This window comes from Pseudomonas sp. G7(2022) (genome assembly GCF_052660475.1).
The window spans coordinates 4,307,526-4,324,199 of the sequence record NZ_CP109659.1 but is presented as its reverse complement, the minus strand read 5'-3'; the positions used below and the strand labels follow the sequence as shown (position 1 = coordinate 4,324,199).

16 protein-coding genes and 1 rRNA gene are annotated in these 16,674 nt (G+C 59.3%); 8 read left to right on the top strand and 9 right to left on the bottom strand.

What is annotated here, in order from left to right; all coding sequences use genetic code 11:
- The first annotated feature begins 1 nt into the window (after position 1).
- Positions 2 to 367, top strand: a complete 366-nt coding sequence (locus NE357_RS19650; protein ID WP_169431261.1) for an antibiotic biosynthesis monooxygenase — start codon at positions 2 to 4, stop codon at positions 365 to 367.
- Here the strand turns inward: NE357_RS19650 and NE357_RS19645 are convergent.
- From NE357_RS19645 to msuE, 4 genes are read right to left on the bottom strand one after another with little or no spacing between them, the layout of a single operon-like run.
- The gene (locus tag NE357_RS19645; protein WP_085710689.1) at positions 364 to 1,467 is read right to left on the bottom strand and encodes a sigma-54 interaction domain-containing protein; all 1,104 of its coding nucleotides are present in this window, start codon (positions 1,465 to 1,467) and stop codon (positions 364 to 366) included. The two genes, NE357_RS19650 and NE357_RS19645, sit on opposite strands and share 4 nt — an antisense overlap.
- Positions 1,468 to 1,490: 23 nt before the next feature.
- The gene (locus NE357_RS19640) at positions 1,491 to 2,678 is read right to left on the bottom strand and encodes an acyl-CoA dehydrogenase family protein (protein ID WP_169431260.1); all 1,188 of its coding nucleotides are present in this window, start codon (positions 2,676 to 2,678) and stop codon (positions 1,491 to 1,493) included.
- Positions 2,679 to 2,688: 10 nt separating this feature from the next.
- Positions 2,689 to 3,834, bottom strand: a complete 1,146-nt coding sequence (ssuD, locus tag NE357_RS19635; protein WP_169431259.1) for an FMNH2-dependent alkanesulfonate monooxygenase — start codon at positions 3,832 to 3,834, stop codon at positions 2,689 to 2,691.
- A gap of 10 nt (positions 3,835 to 3,844) precedes the next feature.
- Positions 3,845 to 4,408 (bottom strand): FMN reductase, encoded by a 564-nt coding sequence (msuE, locus tag NE357_RS19630; RefSeq protein WP_169431258.1) that lies wholly within the window; start codon positions 4,406 to 4,408, stop codon positions 3,845 to 3,847.
- A 390-nt stretch (positions 4,409 to 4,798) separates the two neighbouring features.
- Between msuE and NE357_RS19625 the strand changes: the two genes are divergently transcribed.
- From NE357_RS19625 to NE357_RS19610, 4 genes are all read left to right on the top strand, one after another.
- Complete coding sequence (locus tag NE357_RS19625) at positions 4,799 to 5,068, top strand: hypothetical protein (RefSeq protein ID WP_169431257.1); 270 nt, start codon at positions 4,799 to 4,801, stop codon at positions 5,066 to 5,068.
- Between the two features lie 101 nt (positions 5,069 to 5,169).
- Complete coding sequence (locus NE357_RS19620; RefSeq protein WP_169431256.1) at positions 5,170 to 5,784, top strand: LysE family translocator; 615 nt, start codon at positions 5,170 to 5,172, stop codon at positions 5,782 to 5,784.
- A 206-nt stretch (positions 5,785 to 5,990) separates the two neighbouring features.
- Positions 5,991 to 7,157: an aminotransferase class V-fold PLP-dependent enzyme gene (locus tag NE357_RS19615; RefSeq protein ID WP_169431255.1), complete on the top strand. Its 1,167-nt coding sequence runs from the start codon at positions 5,991 to 5,993 to the stop codon at positions 7,155 to 7,157.
- A 57-nt stretch (positions 7,158 to 7,214) separates the two neighbouring features.
- Positions 7,215 to 9,023 carry an aminopeptidase P family protein gene (locus NE357_RS19610; protein ID WP_169431254.1) on the top strand — a complete coding sequence of 603 codons (1,809 nt, stop codon included), beginning with the start codon at positions 7,215 to 7,217 and terminating at the stop codon, positions 9,021 to 9,023.
- On the opposite strand, the gene NE357_RS19605 is transcribed toward NE357_RS19610, so the two are convergent.
- A complete protein-coding gene (locus NE357_RS19605; RefSeq protein WP_169431253.1) occupies positions 9,016 to 9,924 on the bottom strand; it encodes a LysR family transcriptional regulator in 909 nt (302 codons plus the stop codon). The two genes, NE357_RS19610 and NE357_RS19605, sit on opposite strands and share 8 nt — an antisense overlap.
- A gap of 112 nt (positions 9,925 to 10,036) precedes the next feature.
- Between NE357_RS19605 and NE357_RS19600 the strand changes: the two genes are divergently transcribed.
- A complete protein-coding gene (locus NE357_RS19600; RefSeq protein WP_169431252.1) occupies positions 10,037 to 11,035 on the top strand; it encodes a zinc-dependent alcohol dehydrogenase family protein in 999 nt (332 codons plus the stop codon).
- Here NE357_RS19600 and NE357_RS19595 read toward each other — a convergent pair.
- Together NE357_RS19595 and NE357_RS19590 are read right to left on the bottom strand one after the other, a co-directional pair.
- Complete coding sequence (locus NE357_RS19595) at positions 11,032 to 11,622, bottom strand: 2-hydroxychromene-2-carboxylate isomerase (protein ID WP_169431251.1); 591 nt, start codon at positions 11,620 to 11,622, stop codon at positions 11,032 to 11,034. The genes NE357_RS19600 and NE357_RS19595 overlap by 4 nt on opposite strands.
- A 33-nt stretch (positions 11,623 to 11,655) precedes the next feature.
- A complete protein-coding gene (locus tag NE357_RS19590) occupies positions 11,656 to 12,384 on the bottom strand; it encodes an SDR family oxidoreductase (protein ID WP_169431250.1) in 729 nt (242 codons plus the stop codon).
- A gap of 93 nt (positions 12,385 to 12,477) precedes the next feature.
- On the opposite strand from NE357_RS19590, the gene NE357_RS19585 reads away from it, so the two are divergent.
- Complete coding sequence (locus tag NE357_RS19585) at positions 12,478 to 13,047, top strand: TetR/AcrR family transcriptional regulator (RefSeq protein ID WP_169431249.1); 570 nt, start codon at positions 12,478 to 12,480, stop codon at positions 13,045 to 13,047.
- A gap of 12 nt (positions 13,048 to 13,059) precedes the next feature.
- On the opposite strand, the gene NE357_RS19580 is transcribed toward NE357_RS19585, so the two are convergent.
- Together NE357_RS19580 and rhtA are read right to left on the bottom strand one after the other, a co-directional pair.
- Positions 13,060 to 13,341, bottom strand: coding sequence for a hypothetical protein (locus NE357_RS19580; protein ID WP_041069802.1), 282 nt, complete (start codon positions 13,339 to 13,341; stop codon positions 13,060 to 13,062).
- Between the two features lie 169 nt (positions 13,342 to 13,510).
- The gene (gene rhtA / locus NE357_RS19575) at positions 13,511 to 14,398 is read right to left on the bottom strand and encodes a threonine/homoserine exporter RhtA (protein WP_169431248.1); all 888 of its coding nucleotides are present in this window, start codon (positions 14,396 to 14,398) and stop codon (positions 13,511 to 13,513) included.
- Positions 14,399 to 15,072: 674 nt separating this feature from the next.
- Between rhtA and NE357_RS19570 the strand changes: the two genes are divergently transcribed.
- Positions 15,073 to 16,609, top strand: a 16S ribosomal RNA gene (locus NE357_RS19570).
- The last annotated feature ends 65 nt before the right edge of the window (positions 16,610 to 16,674 follow it).

The following is a 16,674-nucleotide window of genomic DNA, read 5'->3' as shown; positions in this document are numbered from 1 at the left end:
CATGCAAGCACCCGCAAAAAACCGCAGCTTCACCCAATTGATCGAATTCGAAATCGAGCCCGGCCAGCAACTGGCGCTGGTCTCGGCGCTGGCGGTGCAGACCGAACGTCTGGCCCAGCGTTATGCCGGCTTCGTCAGCGCCAGTGTCCAGGCCAGTGACGACGGTCGGCGAGTCTTGAGCTTTCTGCAATGGCAATCCCGCGAGGCGGGGGAGGCAGCGTTCCAGAGTTTCGAAACCGGCGAGCAGGACTTCTGGCAACTGATCCGCACCCATCAGGCGCGCACCGTGACCTTCGGTTCATTCCAGGTGCTGAGCAGCATCGCCCGCAGTCACGACGACGGCTTGCACTGCCAACTGGTCGGCTAGATCGACAACTGGATCAAGCGCTCGCCTTGCAGGTTTTCCGTGGGCCGCCGCTTGTTCACCGCCAGTTCGCCGATCTTGATCAGCCGCGTGCGGGTCACGTTGCGGCTCAAGCCGAGCAGTGCGGCGGTGTGTACCTGGTTGTAGTGGCAGAAGCGATAGGCCGAACGCAGCAACGCGTCCTCGACCTTTTCATGCAGGGCGCCGGCCTGTTGTTCGAAGAGTTTCTGGAAGGCACGTTCGAGCAGCGCTTCCGGTGAGTCGTCGACACTGCCGTGCTGATCGTCCGGACGGTCAATGCGCAGGTTCGACAGGCGCAGATCATCGCGCTCGATCACGCCGTTGCGGCAAATCAGCAGCGTGTGGTGGATGACGTTTTCCAGTTCGCGGATGTTGCCCGGCCAACTGTAGCCGCGCAGCTTGTGTTCGGCGCCGGGGCTGATGGTGATGCGCCCGTAACCCAGACGCTGACTGTAGGCCTCGATGAAATGCCGGGTCAGCGGCAGGATGTCGCCGGGCCGTTCGCGCAACGGGCTCAGCTCCAGATTGACCACGTTCAGCCGGTAATACAGATCCTCGCGAAAATGCCCGGCGTTGATGGCTTTCTCCAGTTGCACGTTGGTCGCGGCGAGCACTCGGACATCGATGGGAATACTCTTGCGCGAACCGAGTCGCACCACTTCGCGTTCCTGCAACACCCGCAGCAATTTGACCTGGATGGCCATCGGCAGATCGCCGATTTCATCGAGGAACAATGTGCCGCCATCCGCCTCTTCAAACCACCCGGCCTTGGCGCTGAGAGCGCCGGTGAAGGCGCCTTTTTCATGGCCGAACAGTTCGGCTTCCACCAGCGATTCGGAAAACGCCCCGCAGTTCACCGCAATGAACGGCCGGTTGCGCCGGTTGCTGAGGTTATGGATGTGCCGTGCCACCAACTCCTTGCCGGTGCCGGTTTCGCCGATGATCAGCACGCTGGCTTCGCTCGGCGCGACTTGTTGCAGATGCGCGAGCAGGGCCTGGGATTTCGGGTCTTCGAAGACCTGAGCGGTGGCGCGAATCGAAGTGGCCAGGGCGGGTGAGGGCGGCAGGGTCAGCAGTTGCATGGGTCTCGCTCCACGAAAGGAAATCAGGAATAGAACGTCGGCACCGGCAGGGCCTGATTCAGCGCCCAGTCGCCCAGCTCATGGAGTTTGTAATCCAGAGGGTCGTGCAGGGTTTGCGTGCGCAGGTTGCGCCAGTGGCGGTCGAGGCGCAGCGATGCGTGGGTCGAACGGGCGCCGGTGACTTCGAACAACCGGCTGCAAATCTCCAGGCCCTGGCGGCTGGCGGCGACCTTGGCCGTGGCAATCGCCGTGGCCAGATGACCGCGTTCTTCGGCGCTGAGGTTCGGGCCTTTGGCCCAGGCCTCGTCGAGCAACGCAGCGGCGCGTTCCACCAGCAGGCGGATGCCCTCGAGGGCGACCCAGAACTCGCCGTAATGGGCCAGCACATAAGGATCTTCACGCACCTCGCGCACCGAGGATTTGTGCCAGACACGGGTTTCGCTGAGGGTGTATTGCCGCGCCTCTTCAAAGGCACCTTCGGCGATGCCGAGAAACATGTGGGTGAACGTCAGTTGCGCGATCAACGGGCGCAAACAGGCGAACGGTGTGCTTAACGGGCCCGGATCCAGCAGCAGTTCCGATTCCTCGACCCGCACCCGTTCGAACGTGGCGCTGCCGCTGTCGGTCTGGCGCTGGCCGATGTTGTTCCAGTCGTTGTGTAGAGTGATCCCGCTGCGGCCGCTGGGAATCGCCGCGATCAGCAGTTTGCCGCCGTTGCTTTCATCCACCGCCGAGGCGATCAGCATCTGTGAATCGCTGGCGCCGGAGCAGAAGCTTTTCTTGCCGGAAAACTCGCGCCAGCCACCCAGGTCCTTGACCACGGTGCGGGTGTCCAGCGGATTGAGGGCGTTGCCCCAGAACCAGTTCTGCCGCGCGGTCTGTTCGAACCACGGTTGCCATTGTTCCGGGCGCGAAAACAGGCGCACGGTGGCGAGCATCAAATGATGAAAGCCGAAGACGTGGGCGATCGAGCTGTCGACCTTGGCGAACTCGCGCACGACTTCCAGGGTTTCGCTCCAGCGCGCACCGAGACCGCCGTAACGGGTGGGAATGCTCAGGGCCAGCAGACCGCTGTCGCGCAGGGCGTCACGTTCGGCTTTCGGCGTGCCGCCGCGTTCGTCGCGTTCGACGGCGGTCAGGGCGAATCCGGCGGCCAGTTGGCGGGCGGTCTGCAACGGGGAGAGCAGGGTGCTTTGCGGTTTGGCAGTCACTCGGTCTTCCTCAGGCGTTGGCTTTGGCGGGCAGTACATCGTTGGCGATCATTTCGCCGAACGGCCCGGTGAGGTTGGTCACGCCGCGTCCGGCCAGGCTTGCATAGGGCTCGGGCAACAACGGGAAGACCAGTTCGGCAAAGCGGTAGGCCTCTTCCAGATGCGGGTAGCCGGAGAAAATGAAACTCTCGATGCCCAGGTCCGCGTATTCCTTGATCCGCGCCGCAACCTGCTGAGGGTCGCCGACCAGCGCGGTGCCGGCACCGCCGCGCACCAGGCCGACGCCGGCCCACAGGTTGGGGGCGATTTCCAGGTTGTCGCGGCGCCCGTCGTGCAGGGCGGCCATGCGCCGCTGGCCTTCGGAGTCGAAGCGCGAAAAGGATTTCTGCGCGGCCTCGATGGTTTCGTCGCTGATGTGCTCGATCAGTTTGTCGGCGGCTTTCCAGGCTTCTTCGGCGGTCTCGCGCACGATCACGTGCAGGCGGATGCCGAACTTCACCTTGCGCCCGTGGCGGGCAGCGCGTTCACGCACATCGGCGAGTTTTTCGGCCACGGCTGCCGGTGGTTCGCCCCAGGTCAGGTGCACGTCGACCTGCTCGGCGGCCAGATCATGGGCTGCGTCGGAGGAGCCGCCGAAATACAGCGGCGGATAGGGTTTCTGTACCGGCGGATACAAGGCTTTGGCGTTCTGCACCTTCAGGTGTTTGCCTTCGAAATCCACTGCTTCGCCTTGCAACACGCGGCGCCAGATCTTGAGGAACTCGTCGGTGACTTCGTAGCGTTCGCTGTGGCTGAGGAAACTGCCGTCGCCACGGTTTTCGTCCGGGTCACCGCCGGTCACGACGTTGATCAGCAAGCGGCCGTTGGACAGGCGATCCAGGGTGGCGGCCATGCGCGCCGAGACGGTCGGCGAAATGATTCCCGGACGGATCGCCACCAGATAACGCAGGCGTTCGGTCAGAGGCACCAGCGCCGAGGCGATCACCCACGAATCCTCGCAGGAACGCCCGGTGGGAATCAGCACGCCGTGGTAGCCGAGGCTGTCGGCGGCTTGCGCCACCTGCTTCAGGTAATTGAGGGTAACCGGGCGCGCGCCTTGGGTGGTGCCCAGATAGTGACCGTCGCCGTGGGTCGGCAGGAACCAGAAAACATCCATGAACAGCTCCTCAGGCGATTTTCAGCAAAGGTTTGATAGGTGTGCCGAACAGCGGCGCGGCGCGTTCGGCGGCCAGGCGAATGCGCGCCTTGAGCGGTTCGCTGGTGATCTGGTAGTCGGTGAAATCGGCTTCGGTGGCGTACACGCCGATCGGCAGGGTCACTGCCTGGAAGAAACTGAACAGCGGGCGCAATTGGTGATCGAGGACCAACGCATGGCGTTCGCTGCCACCGGTGGCGGCGAGCAGCACAGGGGTGTCGATCAGCGCATTGAGATCGATCAGGTCGAACAGGTGCTTGAGCAGGCCCGGATAGGAACCGCGATACACCGGCGCGGCGACGATCAACAGGTCAGCCTGTTCGATGGCTTGCAGCTCGGCTTCGATCTCGGCCGGCAGTTCCTGACGCGACAGTGCGGCGCCGAGAGGACGGGCGATGTCACCGAGTTCGATCAGGTGACTCTCGACCGGCAAGTGCCCGGACAATTCGGCCAGCAGGGCCTGGGTCAGCACCAGGGTGCGGGACGGACGCCAGGTTCCGCCGGACAGGGCGACGACTTTCAGTGGACGCGACATGGTCAGTTCCTTTTTCAACAGTTGCTCGGCGAGCAGTGAGTAGTCACCGGAGCAGAGCAAGCGCTGTACCAATTCCTTTGAGGCCCGTATTGCGGGGCTTTGAGCGTTGTCGGTGGCTGTACTTTTGTGATTTTCAGGCCGGTTTGTTGAACCGCTGTTGCCTGGGAAACAGTTGCTGGAGCAACAGTGCCGAACGCGATGAAGGATTTATAAGGGCTGACTGTTATTCCGCAAAAGACTGTTAATTGATATTGATAGAACGTTTGTGAATATTTGAACCTGACCTGTCGGAAACCTGATAGCCACTATTGAGAGCGTTGATTTCTGCCACGGCCAGCTCGGGCGTAGCCTTTGCTCATCGACCAACACCCGCCACGGCAGGACGCTCCCATGAATCGTTTACTGACTGTTTCCCTGATGCTCGCTGTCTCCGTTCTCGCCGGTTGTGCGAGCCACGTTTCCCCGGAACTGCGCCCTTACACGGCGGAAGAAACCCGCGAACTGGCGCTGGAAACCCTGAATCGCAGCGGCTTGTCGTTCGAGGAATACCACGCGAAGAAAGCCCAGCTGCTCGGCCAGCCACAGAAGCCTTTCGGGTTTGATAACAAGGGTGAAATGAGCGCAGAGCGGGCGGTACAGCTGCACGGTCGTCCTAGCTGATCCGTAACTGTACTGCTCGAAGTTTTACCCAACTGTCTGTGGGTTTGCGCGGCGCCGTGGGATAGGGTCAACACCTGAATGACCCTGACGGACTGCCTGCCATGACCCTTTCGCTCGACCTGCTGCTGGGCTTTGCCCTGTTTGCCCTTGTCACCTCGATCACACCGGGGCCGAACAACACCATGTTGCTGGCATCGGGCGTGAATTTCGGCTTTAACCGCACCATCCCCCATATGCTCGGCATTACCTGCGGCTTCTTCGTGCTGGTAGTGGCGGTGGGTTTTGGCCTGGGCGCAGTGTTCCAGACCTATCCGTTGCTCTATACGGTCCTGCGTTACGTCGGCGCGGCGTACTTGCTGTACCTGGCGTGGAAAATCGCGCATTCGGGCCCGGTCAGCGATAGCGAGCAGGGTGATGCGAAGCCGATCAGCTACTTCGGCGCGGCGGCTTTTCAGTGGGTCAATCCCAAGGCGTGGATCATGGCCATCGGTGCCATCAGCACCTACACGCCGATGCAGGGCTATTTCACCAACGTGATCGTGATTGCGGCGGTGTTCGCCATCATCAACCTGCCGAGCGTCGGCGTCTGGGCGGCGTGCGGGACTTTGCTGCGCAATGTGCTCAAGGAGCGCCGCTGGTTGCGGGTGTTCAACTGGGGCATGGCGGCGCTGCTGGTGATTTCGCTGTATCCGTTACTCCTTGAAAGCATTAGCTGACGCAGTGCTACAACCGCCGGCCCGATGCCTGTTAAAGTCGCGTTCAGGAGCGTTCCTACGCACTTTTAAATGAAGTTGTTCTTCTTTAACGGCATCCGATCAGGTATTGATGACGCTCTCGAACCCGGGCGCAGCTCACAAGGCTGCGCCGTGCCGTTTGTAGACACGAGCTTCCTGATCCCGGAACACGCTCTGCGAGTCTTTTTATGAACACACGTGCGCTGTATTTCGATTACGCCGCCACCACCCCGGTGGACGAGCGGGTCATCCAGGTGATGATCGAGTGTCTGGGTTTCAATGGTAACTTCGGCAACCCGGCTTCCAGTTCCCACGCCTTTGGCCAGCAGGCCCGGCAAACGGTCGAGCACGCTCGCCGGCAAGTCGCCGAACTGGTCGGTGCCCAGGCGCAGCAGATCGTCTGGACCTCCGGCGCCACCGAATCCAACAACCTCGCGCTTAAAGGTGTGGCCCAGGCCCGTGGAGTGTCCGGCGGGCACATCATCACCAGTCAGATCGAACACAAGGCCATCCTCGACACCGCCCGGCAATTGCAGGACGCCGGTGTCGCCGTGACCTATCTGGTACCGGACGCCGAAGGCCTGATCACCCCGCAAGCGGTCAGCGAAGCGATGCGTGATGACACCTTTCTGGTGTCGCTGATGCTGGTCAACAACGAACTCGGCACCGTCAACGACATCCCGGCCATCGGCGAAGTGGTGCGTGGGCGCGGGGCGTTGTTCCACGTCGATGCGGCCCAGGGTGCCGGCAAGGTCGCGATCGATCTGGCGCAGTGGCCGGTGGACCTGATGTCGTTCTCGGCGCACAAGCTTTACGGCCCCAAAGGCATTGGCGCGCTGTACGTCGGCCCGCGTGCGCAGCAGCGCTTGCAGGCGCAGATTCACGGCGGTGGCCACGAGGGCGGCTTGCGCTCCGGTACATTGGCGACTCACCAGATTGCTGCCATGGGCTCGGCCTTTGCCCTGGCCGCCGAAGCTTTCGATGACGAGAAGAAAATCATCGTCGCGTTGCGCGAGCGATTGCTCGAACAACTCTTGAGCCTGCCCGGCGTACGCCTCAACGGCAGCTCCACCCAACGTATTCCGCACACCTTGAGCCTGACTTTCAGCGAAGGCGAGTTCAACCCGGCGGCGCTGAGCCATTCGATCGCGTTTTCCGCGACCTCGGCCTGCAATTCCGCGAGCAACGCACCGTCCCATGTTTTGCTGGCATTGGGGTATGACGCGCATCTGGCGGGGCGCACGATTCGCCTGAGCCTCGGCCGTTTCACCACCGCCGAAGACATCGACAAGGCTGTAGAACTGATCAAGGCCGCCTGCGCCAGTGCTCCGGCATTCTGGGCGACAGGGCTTTAACGAGCCGGCTTCGAACGGCACCAAACAATAACGATGAAGTGATTGGCAGGAGACATGATGAGTACCCAGACCTTGACCGAAGGAACGGTTCCCCAGCGCCTCGCGCACACCCGTGAACTGATGCGTCGCGAGGGTATCCACGCATTGCTGGTACCGTCCGCCGACCCGCATCTGTCGGAATACCTGCCGGGTTACTGGCAGGGCCGGCAATGGCTGTCGGGTTTCCATGGCTCGGTCGGCACATTGATTGTCACCACCGATTTCGCCGGGGTCTGGGCCGACAGTCGCTACTGGGAACAGGCGAGCAAGGAACTCAAGGGCAGCGGCATCGAACTGGTGAAACTGCAACCAGGTCAGCCGAGCCCGCTGGACTGGCTGGCCGAGCAGACGCCGGAAGGTGGCGTGGTCGCGGTCGACGGCGCAGTGATGGCCGTCGCGTCAGCGCGTACGCTGGGCAGCAAGCTCGAAGCGCGGGGTGCCCGTCTGCGTACCGACATCGACTTGTTGAAAGAAGTCTGGAGCGACCGCCCGGCGCTGCCGAATGCGCCGATCTATCAGCACCTGCCACCGCAGGCGACTGTCAGCCGTGGCGAGAAACTCGCCAAACTGCGTGAAACCCTGCAGGAACGTGGTGCCGATTGGCACTTCATCGCAACTCTCGACGACATCGCCTGGCTGTTCAACCTGCGCGGCGGCGATGTGTCGTTCAACCCCGTATTCGTTTCCTTCGCGCTGATCAGTCAGCAACAAGCCACGCTGTTTGTGGCCTTGAGCAAGGTTGATGCTGAGCTGCGTGCCGTGCTGGAAAAAGACGGCGTGACCCTGCGTGACTACAGTGAAGTCGCTGACGCCTTGCGTGCGATTCCGAGTGGCGCGAGCCTGCTGGTGGATCCGGCACGGGTCACCAGTGGTTTGCTGGATAACCTCGACAGTGGCGTGAAACTGGTCGAAGGCCTGAACCCGACCACACTGGCCAAGTCGCAGAAGAGCCTGGCGGACGCCGGGCATATTCGTCAGGCAATGGAGCAGGATGGCGCGGCGCTGTGCGAGTTTTTCACCTGGCTGGAATCGGCCTGGGGTCGTGAACGCATTACAGAGCTGACCATTGACGAGAAGCTCACTGCTGCTCGTGAGCGTCGTCCGGATTACGTGTCGCTGAGTTTCAACACCATCGCTGCATTCAATGCCAACGGCGCGATGCCGCATTACCACGCCACCCCGGAAGAACACGCGGTGATCGAGGGTAATGGCTTGTTGCTGATCGACTCCGGTGGACAGTACCTGGGTGGTACTACCGATATCACGCGCATGGTGGCCGTCGGTACGCCGAGCGAAGAGCAGAAGCGTGACTGCACCCGAGTGTTGAAAGGCGTGATTGCCTTGTCCCGCGCACATTTCCCGAAAGGCATTCTGTCGCCGCTGCTGGACGCGATTGCCCGTGCGCCGATCTGGGCTGAGAACGTGGATTACGGCCATGGCACCGGACACGGCGTGGGTTACTTCCTCAACGTTCACGAAGGTCCGCAGGTGATCGCCTATCAGGCAGCGCCGGCGCCACAAACCGCCATGCAACCGGGGATGATCACCTCCATCGAACCGGGTACTTATCGTCCGGGCCGCTGGGGTGTGCGGATCGAGAACCTGGCGATGAACGTTGAAGCGGGAAGCAGCGAGTTCGGCCAATTCCTCAAGTTCGAAACCCTGACCCTGTGCCCGATCGACACCCGTTGCCTGGAGCCGTCGCTGCTGACGCAGGAAGAGAAGCAATGGTTCAATGCCTATCACGCCGAAGTGCGCGAGCGTCTGAGTCCGCTGCTTGATGGCGCGGCACTGGAATGGCTGAACACGCGTACTGCCGCTATTTAAACGGTTGAAGCTCGGGCGCTGCTGCCAGCGCCCGGGTCATGAAATCGACAAACGCGTTGACCCTGGCGGACTGGCGACGGTTCGCCGGGAACACGGCGTGAATCGGCAATGATCGGGTCTGGTAGTCCTGCAACAGGGCGACCACTCGCCCCGCCTTCAAATCCTCGCTGAACAGCCAGACCGGTGACAGCGAAATCCCCAGTCCTCCCAAAACCATTTCGCGGATCGCTTCGGAGTTGTTGCTCTGTGCATTGCCTTTGATGCGCACCTCGTGATGTTGGCCGGCCTTTTCGTAGGTCCACAGGTTTTGCGATTCGAGCAGGTTGAATTGCAGGCAGTTGTGCTGTGCAAGATCCTGCGGCGATTGTGGGTGACCGTGGCGTTGCAGGTAATCCGGCGTCGCCACCGTGAGCCGGTGGGTAGTGCCGATGCGTCGGGCGATCATGCCGCTGTCGTTCAATTCGCCGATGCGCAGGCTGACATCCAGGCCTTCGTTGACCAGATCCAGGTTTTGGTCGTTCAGCTGCAGGTTGATCTGAATCTGTGGGTATTGCTTGAGAAAGTCGGGCAGTCTTGGAGCGATCTGCAGGCGGCCGAAGCTGACTGATGAACCGATTCGTAACGCCCCGGCGACTGTTTCCCGCCCCGACTGGAAACTGTGTTCGGCAGCATCCACCGCAGCAAGGATTTTTCGGCACTCGTTGTAGTACCGCTGACCTTCATCGGTCAGCGACAGCCTGCGCGTACTGCGGGCAATCAGCTTGCCACCCAGCTGGATTTCAAGGGCGCGCAGGACTTTGCTGATGGTCGGCTGGGTGGTCTGCAGTTCCCGGGCAACGGCGGAGAAACTGCCGCGTTCGACCACCCGGACGAAGATCGCCATTGCGTTGAGTTTGTCCATGAAGCGCCTCATTCATGCTGTTTTGGCATGCTCACTATAGTCATTTGGTGTCTTATCGGCATGGGTCTGCTGCGGGAACATGGCTTCACTTTCTCCCACAGGAATGACCGAAATGACCGACTCACTGCATATGCGCGCGCTGATGGTAGACACCGCTGACGGTCCGCTACGCCTGGTTTCCCTTGAACGCCCGGTGGCGGGCGCCGGACAGGTATTGGTGCGGATCAAGGCCAGCGGTGTGAATCCACTGGATCTGAAAATCCGTGCGGGGCAGGCTGCTCATGCCCGACAGCCGTTGCCGGCGGTGTTGGGGCTGGATCTGGCGGGGGTGATCGAGATGGTGGGTGAGGGCGTGCAGGGCTGGGCGCCGGGCGATGAAGTTTATGCGTTGGCAACCGGCATTGGCGGCGTGCAGGGTTCGCTGGCCGAATTTGCGGTGGTTGATGCGCGGCTTCTGGCGCGTAAACCGGTCAACCTGAGCATGCGTGAGGCCGCAGGTTTACCGCTGGTGCTGATTACTGCCTGGGAAGGCCTGGTGGATCGGGCTCGGGTGAGTGCCGGGCAAAAAGTATTGATTCACGGCGGTGCGGGTGGCGTTGGGCATGTGGCGGTGCAAATTGCCCGCGCGTTCGGTGCCGAGGTTTTTGCGACGGGGTCTGCGGGGACGCGCGGAATTATTGAGGGTTATGGCGCGACGTTCATTGATTACCGTGAAATGTCGGTCGAGGACTATGTCAGCCAATACACGGCGGGGGAGGGGTTCGATATCGTTTATGACACGGTTGGCGGTGAAACGCTGGATGCGTCCTTCAAGGCTGCGCGGATCTATCACGGCCATGTCTTGAGTTGCTTGGGCTGGGGGCAGCATAGTCTGGCGCCGCTGTCCTTTCGGGGGGCGACCTACTCTGGCGTGTTTACCTTATTGCCGCTGCTGACTGGAAAGGGTGGCGAGCACCATGGCGAGATCCTGCGCCAGGTTGCCTTGTTGATCGAAGCTGGAGAGGTGAAGCCACTGCTCGATGCGCGTCGGTTCACGCTTGAGTCAGCTGGCGAGGCCCATGAGCTGCTTTCATCGAAAGCAGCCCGGGGACGTCTTGTAGTAGAGATCTAACGCAGGGCTTCTTCAACGAAGTCGAGCCGATCCTGACCGAAGAACAACTGGTTGCCGATGAACATGCTCGGCGCGCCGAAGACGCCACGCTTTACGGCCGTCTCGGTGTTGTCCTTGAGGGCGGCCTTGACCGCTTCATCATTGGTCAGTGCCTGTATCTGTTCAGGATTGAAGCCGTGTTCGGTCAGCACGGCTACGACTGTTGCCGGTTCGTCGAGGCTGCGTCCTTCAACCCACAGCGCTTTGAACAGGCAGTCGATGAACGCCAGGAAGCGCTCCGGGTGCCGTAATTGAATGCCGGTCACCGCTCGCATCAACATCAACGTATTGATCGGGAAGTGCGGGTTGAACTTCAGGGGGACGCCGTAACGTTTGGCGTAGCGGTCGAGATCCTGAAACATGTAACGGCCCTTGGCCGGGATCATCGCCGGTGAAGCATTTCCGGTGGCTTTGAACACGCCGCCCAGCAACATCGGGATATAGATCAACCGGCTACCGGTCTCGGCGCAGATTCTCGGCAGTTGGGTGTACGCCAGATAGGTGGCGGGGCTGCCGAGGTCGAAGTAGAACTCCACGGTTTTGCTCATGGTCGCTGCACTCGTTGTTGTTATTGGAAGGGATTACCAGCGTTCGTTCCAGGGGCGCAGATCCAGCTCGAAGGTCCAGGCGTCCCTTGGCTGGCTGTGCAGGTACCAATAGTTCTCGGCGATGTGCTCTGGATCGAGAATACCGTCCTGATCCCTGGTTGCGTATTTGTCGGGGAAGTTGCTGCGGATGAAGTCGGTGTCGATGGCACCGTCGACTACTATGTGGGCAACGTGAATGTTCATCGGGCCGAGTTCCCGGGCCATGCTTTGCGCCAGTGCGCGGATGCCGTGCTTGGCGCCGGCGAATGCGGCAAAACCGGAGGCTCCGCGCAGTCCGGCAGTGGCACCGGTGAACAGAATGGTGCCGCGCTGGCGGGTGACCATGCGCTTTGCCACCTCGCGAGCGTTGAGAAAACCCGAGAAGCAGGCCATTTCCCAGATCTTGAAATACTTGCGTGCGGTTTCTTCGAGAATGCTGCAAGGCACGTTGGCGCCGATGTTGAAAACGAATGCTTCGATCGGACCGAGGCGGGTTTCGATATCTTCGATCAGCGCAATCACGTCTTCTTCTTTGCGCGCGTCACAGGCAAATCCATGGGCTTGGCCGCCGTCCGCCTGAATCGCTTCCACCAACGGCTGCAGTTTTTCGGCGCTGCGCCGTGTGACGCAAGCGATGAAACCTTCTTTGGCAAACCGCTTGGCGATGGCACCGCCCGTGGCATCACCTGCACCGACAATCAATACGATCTTCTTGTTATTCATGGGTGGATCCCTTTGGTAAACGATCGTTAAGTGAACGAACGTTATGCTAGGATTCGGTCAGCGTCAAGACAGCTCACCCCCGAGGAAAAAACCATGCGTTACTCCGCCAGCCACAAATTGGAAACCCGAGAAAAACTGCTGCAAAGCAGCGCGCTGTCGGCGAAAAGCTCTGGTTTCTCGACGGTTGGGGTTGATGCTCTGATGAAGGCAATCGGATTGAGTGGAGCTGCGTTCTATAGTCACTTTTCATCGAAGAGTGAGTTGTTCGCGGCGATCGTTGAACGTGAGTTGAGTCAAAGTCTGGAGCGGCTGGGCGGGAAGGAAACGCAGGACAGGCAGCGCTTGCAGCGCTGTCTCAAGCAATATCTGAGCATGGCTCATGTCGAGCAGCCCGAGTCGGGCTGTGCGTTACCGGCATTGGGCGCCGAGATAGCCCGTTCGGATGAGTCGGTTCGTGAGCAGGCTGAACTGTGGATCTGCCGACTTCAGGAGAGCTGGGCACTGATACTGGAGAGCGACAGCCTGGCGTGGGCCATTCTGTCGCAATGTGTCGGGGCATTGGTGGTGGCGCGAATGCTTGCTACGCCCGAGATTCAGCGCAGGGTGCTGGACGCGAGCCATCAGGAAATTCAACGCCAGCTCGATGAGCAATGCGCCGAGTGAAATGGCGTCGGACTATTTACAGATGACGATCATGCTGCGGCTGGTATAACCGGCCGGATTCAATCCGAACGGATAATCACCCGGTTCTTCCACGGCGTCGCCAGACTTGGCGATGACTTTGTAACCCTTCGGTGCACAGGAATTGGCAGCGCTGGTATAGCACTTGTCCCAGGAAGACGAGAGACCAGAGCAGTTGATATGCAGCCCTTTCTTGCCGTGCTTCACCTGGGTTTTCGATGTCGCTGCACAGCCCGCAACTGCGAGTACGGCGATCAGTATCAAAATTCGTTTCATTACCATCCTTAATGGCAGCCTCGAGTCTGGCGCTCGGGTCTGCCCGTATTCGCTCGCGCTGTAGGCGTTCTGATGTCCCTATCCGAAAAAGTCCATGTCTGGCACTGAGTTACGAGGCTAAACATGGCCTAAATGAGCGCCAATTGCCAGACCTAAGTCAAATCCTGTCTCAATCTGCCGCAACCGCTGGCTTGGCGGCCGCGCCCATTGTCATGGTTGCACCCACGGAGGCCAGAATAATGCACAGGATTGCCATCCATTGCGCAAACGTCAGGTACTCCTGCAGGAACAGCAGACCCGACAAGGCGCCGAATGCGGGTTCGATACTCATCAGCGTGCCGAAGGTGCGGGCCGGCATACGGGTGAGGGCAACCATTTCCAGGGTGTAGGGCAGGGCGGTGGAAAGAATGGCCACGCCAATTGCGACGGGAATCAGCGATGGTGTCAGTAGCGCCGCACCCGCATGGACGATGCCGATGGGGGCGACAAACAGAGCCGCGATCATGACGCCCAGCGCCGCTGTAGTTACACCGTTGTCGGCACCGGCCTTCTGCCCGAACAGAATATACAGCGCCCAACAGGCACCAGCCCCAAGTGCATAGCCGGCACCAACAAGATCCAGACCGGTACTGGTCGCTCCTGTCGGTATCAGCAGAAGCAGTCCAACAGCGGCAAGGGCGATCCAGAGGAAGTCGATGGCACGACGGGAAGCATAAATGGCAACGGCCAGTGGGCCGGTGAACTCCAGAGCGACGGCAATCCCTAGCGGCACGGTACGCAGCGACATATAAAAGAGGAAGTTCATCCCGCCCAAGGCCATTCCGTAGACGATGACTGTTCGCAGTGACCTGCCGGTCAGCTTCGCTCTCCATGGGCGCAACAGCAACAGCATGATTACGCTGGCAAATATCAGACGCAATGTTGTCGTTCCTTGGGCGCCGACCACGGGAAACATGCTCTTGGCCAGCGATGCTCCGGATTGGATGGACGCCATGGCTATTAATAGCAGGCCAACCGGGAACAGGATTGAGGCCAGGCTGCGGGGTTGCTCATTCATTGCGCTGAGTCGTCCAAAAGAGTAGCGGAGGTGTGTTTTGTTTTTGATATTGGGCAATATATTGCGCACTGATTTCCTGCTCGTCTATATAGCAGGGGGCTTTTCGCATCGCTTGATAGAAAAACGAAATTAAGTGTTGACGGCAGATTCTGGAGGTCTATAATTCGCCCCACTTCCGGCGCAGTCGAAACGGAAAACTCCTTGAAATTCAATGAGTTGCACGGTTTTCGATAGCGGTTTGCTTCAGATCATCGAGGCCTGGAGGGAGTTGAAAATGCCGGTTTTTCTGGCGCTTTCAACGGTTCGATCTTCTCGGTCGAAAGCGGAGAAAAAGAGGTGTTGACAGCAGCGTGTAACGCTGTAGAATTCGCCTCCCGCTGACGAGAGATCGGAAGCGCAAGTGGTTGAAGTTGTTGAGGAAATCTTCGAAAACTTCTGAAAATAATCACTTGACAGTAAATGAGGCTGCTGTAGAATGCGCGCCTCGGTTGAGATGAAAGATCTTAACCAACCGCTCTTTAACAACTGAATCAAGCAATTCGTGTGGGTGCTTGTGGAGTCAGACTGATAGTCAACAAGATTATCAGCATCACAAGTTACTCCGCGAGAAATCAAAGATGTAACCAACGATTGCTGAGCCAAGTTTAGGGTTTCTTAAAAACCCAAAGATGTTTGAACTGAAGAGTTTGATCATGGCTCAGATTGAACGCTGGCGGCAGGCCTAACACATGCAAGTCGAGCGGATGAAGGGAGCTTGCTCCCGGATTCAGCGGCGGACGGGTGAGTAATGCCTAGGAATCTGCCTGGTAGTGGGGGACAACGTTTCGAAAGGAACGCTAATACCGCATACGTCCTACGGGAGAAAGCAGGGGACCTTCGGGCCTTGCGCTATCAGATGAGCCTAGGTCGGATTAGCTAGTTGGTGAGGTAATGGCTCACCAAGGCGACGATCCGTAACTGGTCTGAGAGGATGATCAGTCACACTGGAACTGAGACACGGTCCAGACTCCTACGGGAGGCAGCAGTGGGGAATATTGGACAATGGGCGAAAGCCTGATCCAGCCATGCCGCGTGTGTGAAGAAGGTCTTCGGATTGTAAAGCACTTTAAGTTGGGAGGAAGGGTTGTAGATTAATACTCTGCAATTTTGACGTTACCGACAGAATAAGCACCGGCTAACTCTGTGCCAGCAGCCGCGGTAATACAGAGGGTGCAAGCGTTAATCGGAATTACTGGGCGTAAAGCGCGCGTAGGTGGTTCGTTAAGTTGGATGTGAAATCCCCGGGCTCAACCTGGGAACTGCATCCAAAACTGGCGAGCTAGAGTATGGTAGAGGGTGGTGGAATTTCCTGTGTAGCGGTGAAATGCGTAGATATAGGAAGGAACACCAGTGGCGAAGGCGACCACCTGGACTGATACTGACACTGAGGTGCGAAAGCGTGGGGAGCAAACAGGATTAGATACCCTGGTAGTCCACGCCGTAAACGATGTCAACTAGCCGTTGGGAGCCTTGAGCTCTTAGTGGCGCAGCTAACGCATTAAGTTGACCGCCTGGGGAGTACGGCCGCAAGGTTAAAACTCAAATGAATTGACGGGGGCCCGCACAAGCGGTGGAGCATGTGGTTTAATTCGAAGCAACGCGAAGAACCTTACCAGGCCTTGACATCCAATGAACTTTCCAGAGATGGATTGGTGCCTTCGGGAACATTGAGACAGGTGCTGCATGGCTGTCGTCAGCTCGTGTCGTGAGATGTTGGGTTAAGTCCCGTAACGAGCGCAACCCTTGTCCTTAGTTACCAGCACGTAATGGTGGGCACTCTAAGGAGACTGCCGGTGACAAACCGGAGGAAGGTGGGGATGACGTCAAGTCATCATGGCCCTTACGGCCTGGGCTACACACGTGCTACAATGGTCGGTACAAAGGGTTGCCAAGCCGCGAGGTGGAGCTAATCCCATAAAACCGATCGTAGTCCGGATCGCAGTCTGCAACTCGACTGCGTGAAGTCGGAATCGCTAGTAATCGCGAATCAGAATGTCGCGGTGAATACGTTCCCGGGCCTTGTACACACCGCCCGTCACACCATGGGAGTGGGTTGCACCAGAAGTAGCTAGTCTAACCTTCGGGAGGACGGTTACCACGGTGTGATTCATGACTGGGGTGAAGTCGTAACAAGGTAGCCGTAGGGGAACCTGCGGCTGGATCACCTCCTTAATCGACGACATCAGCTGCTCCATAAGTTCCCACACGAATTGCTTGATTCATTGAAGAAGACGATA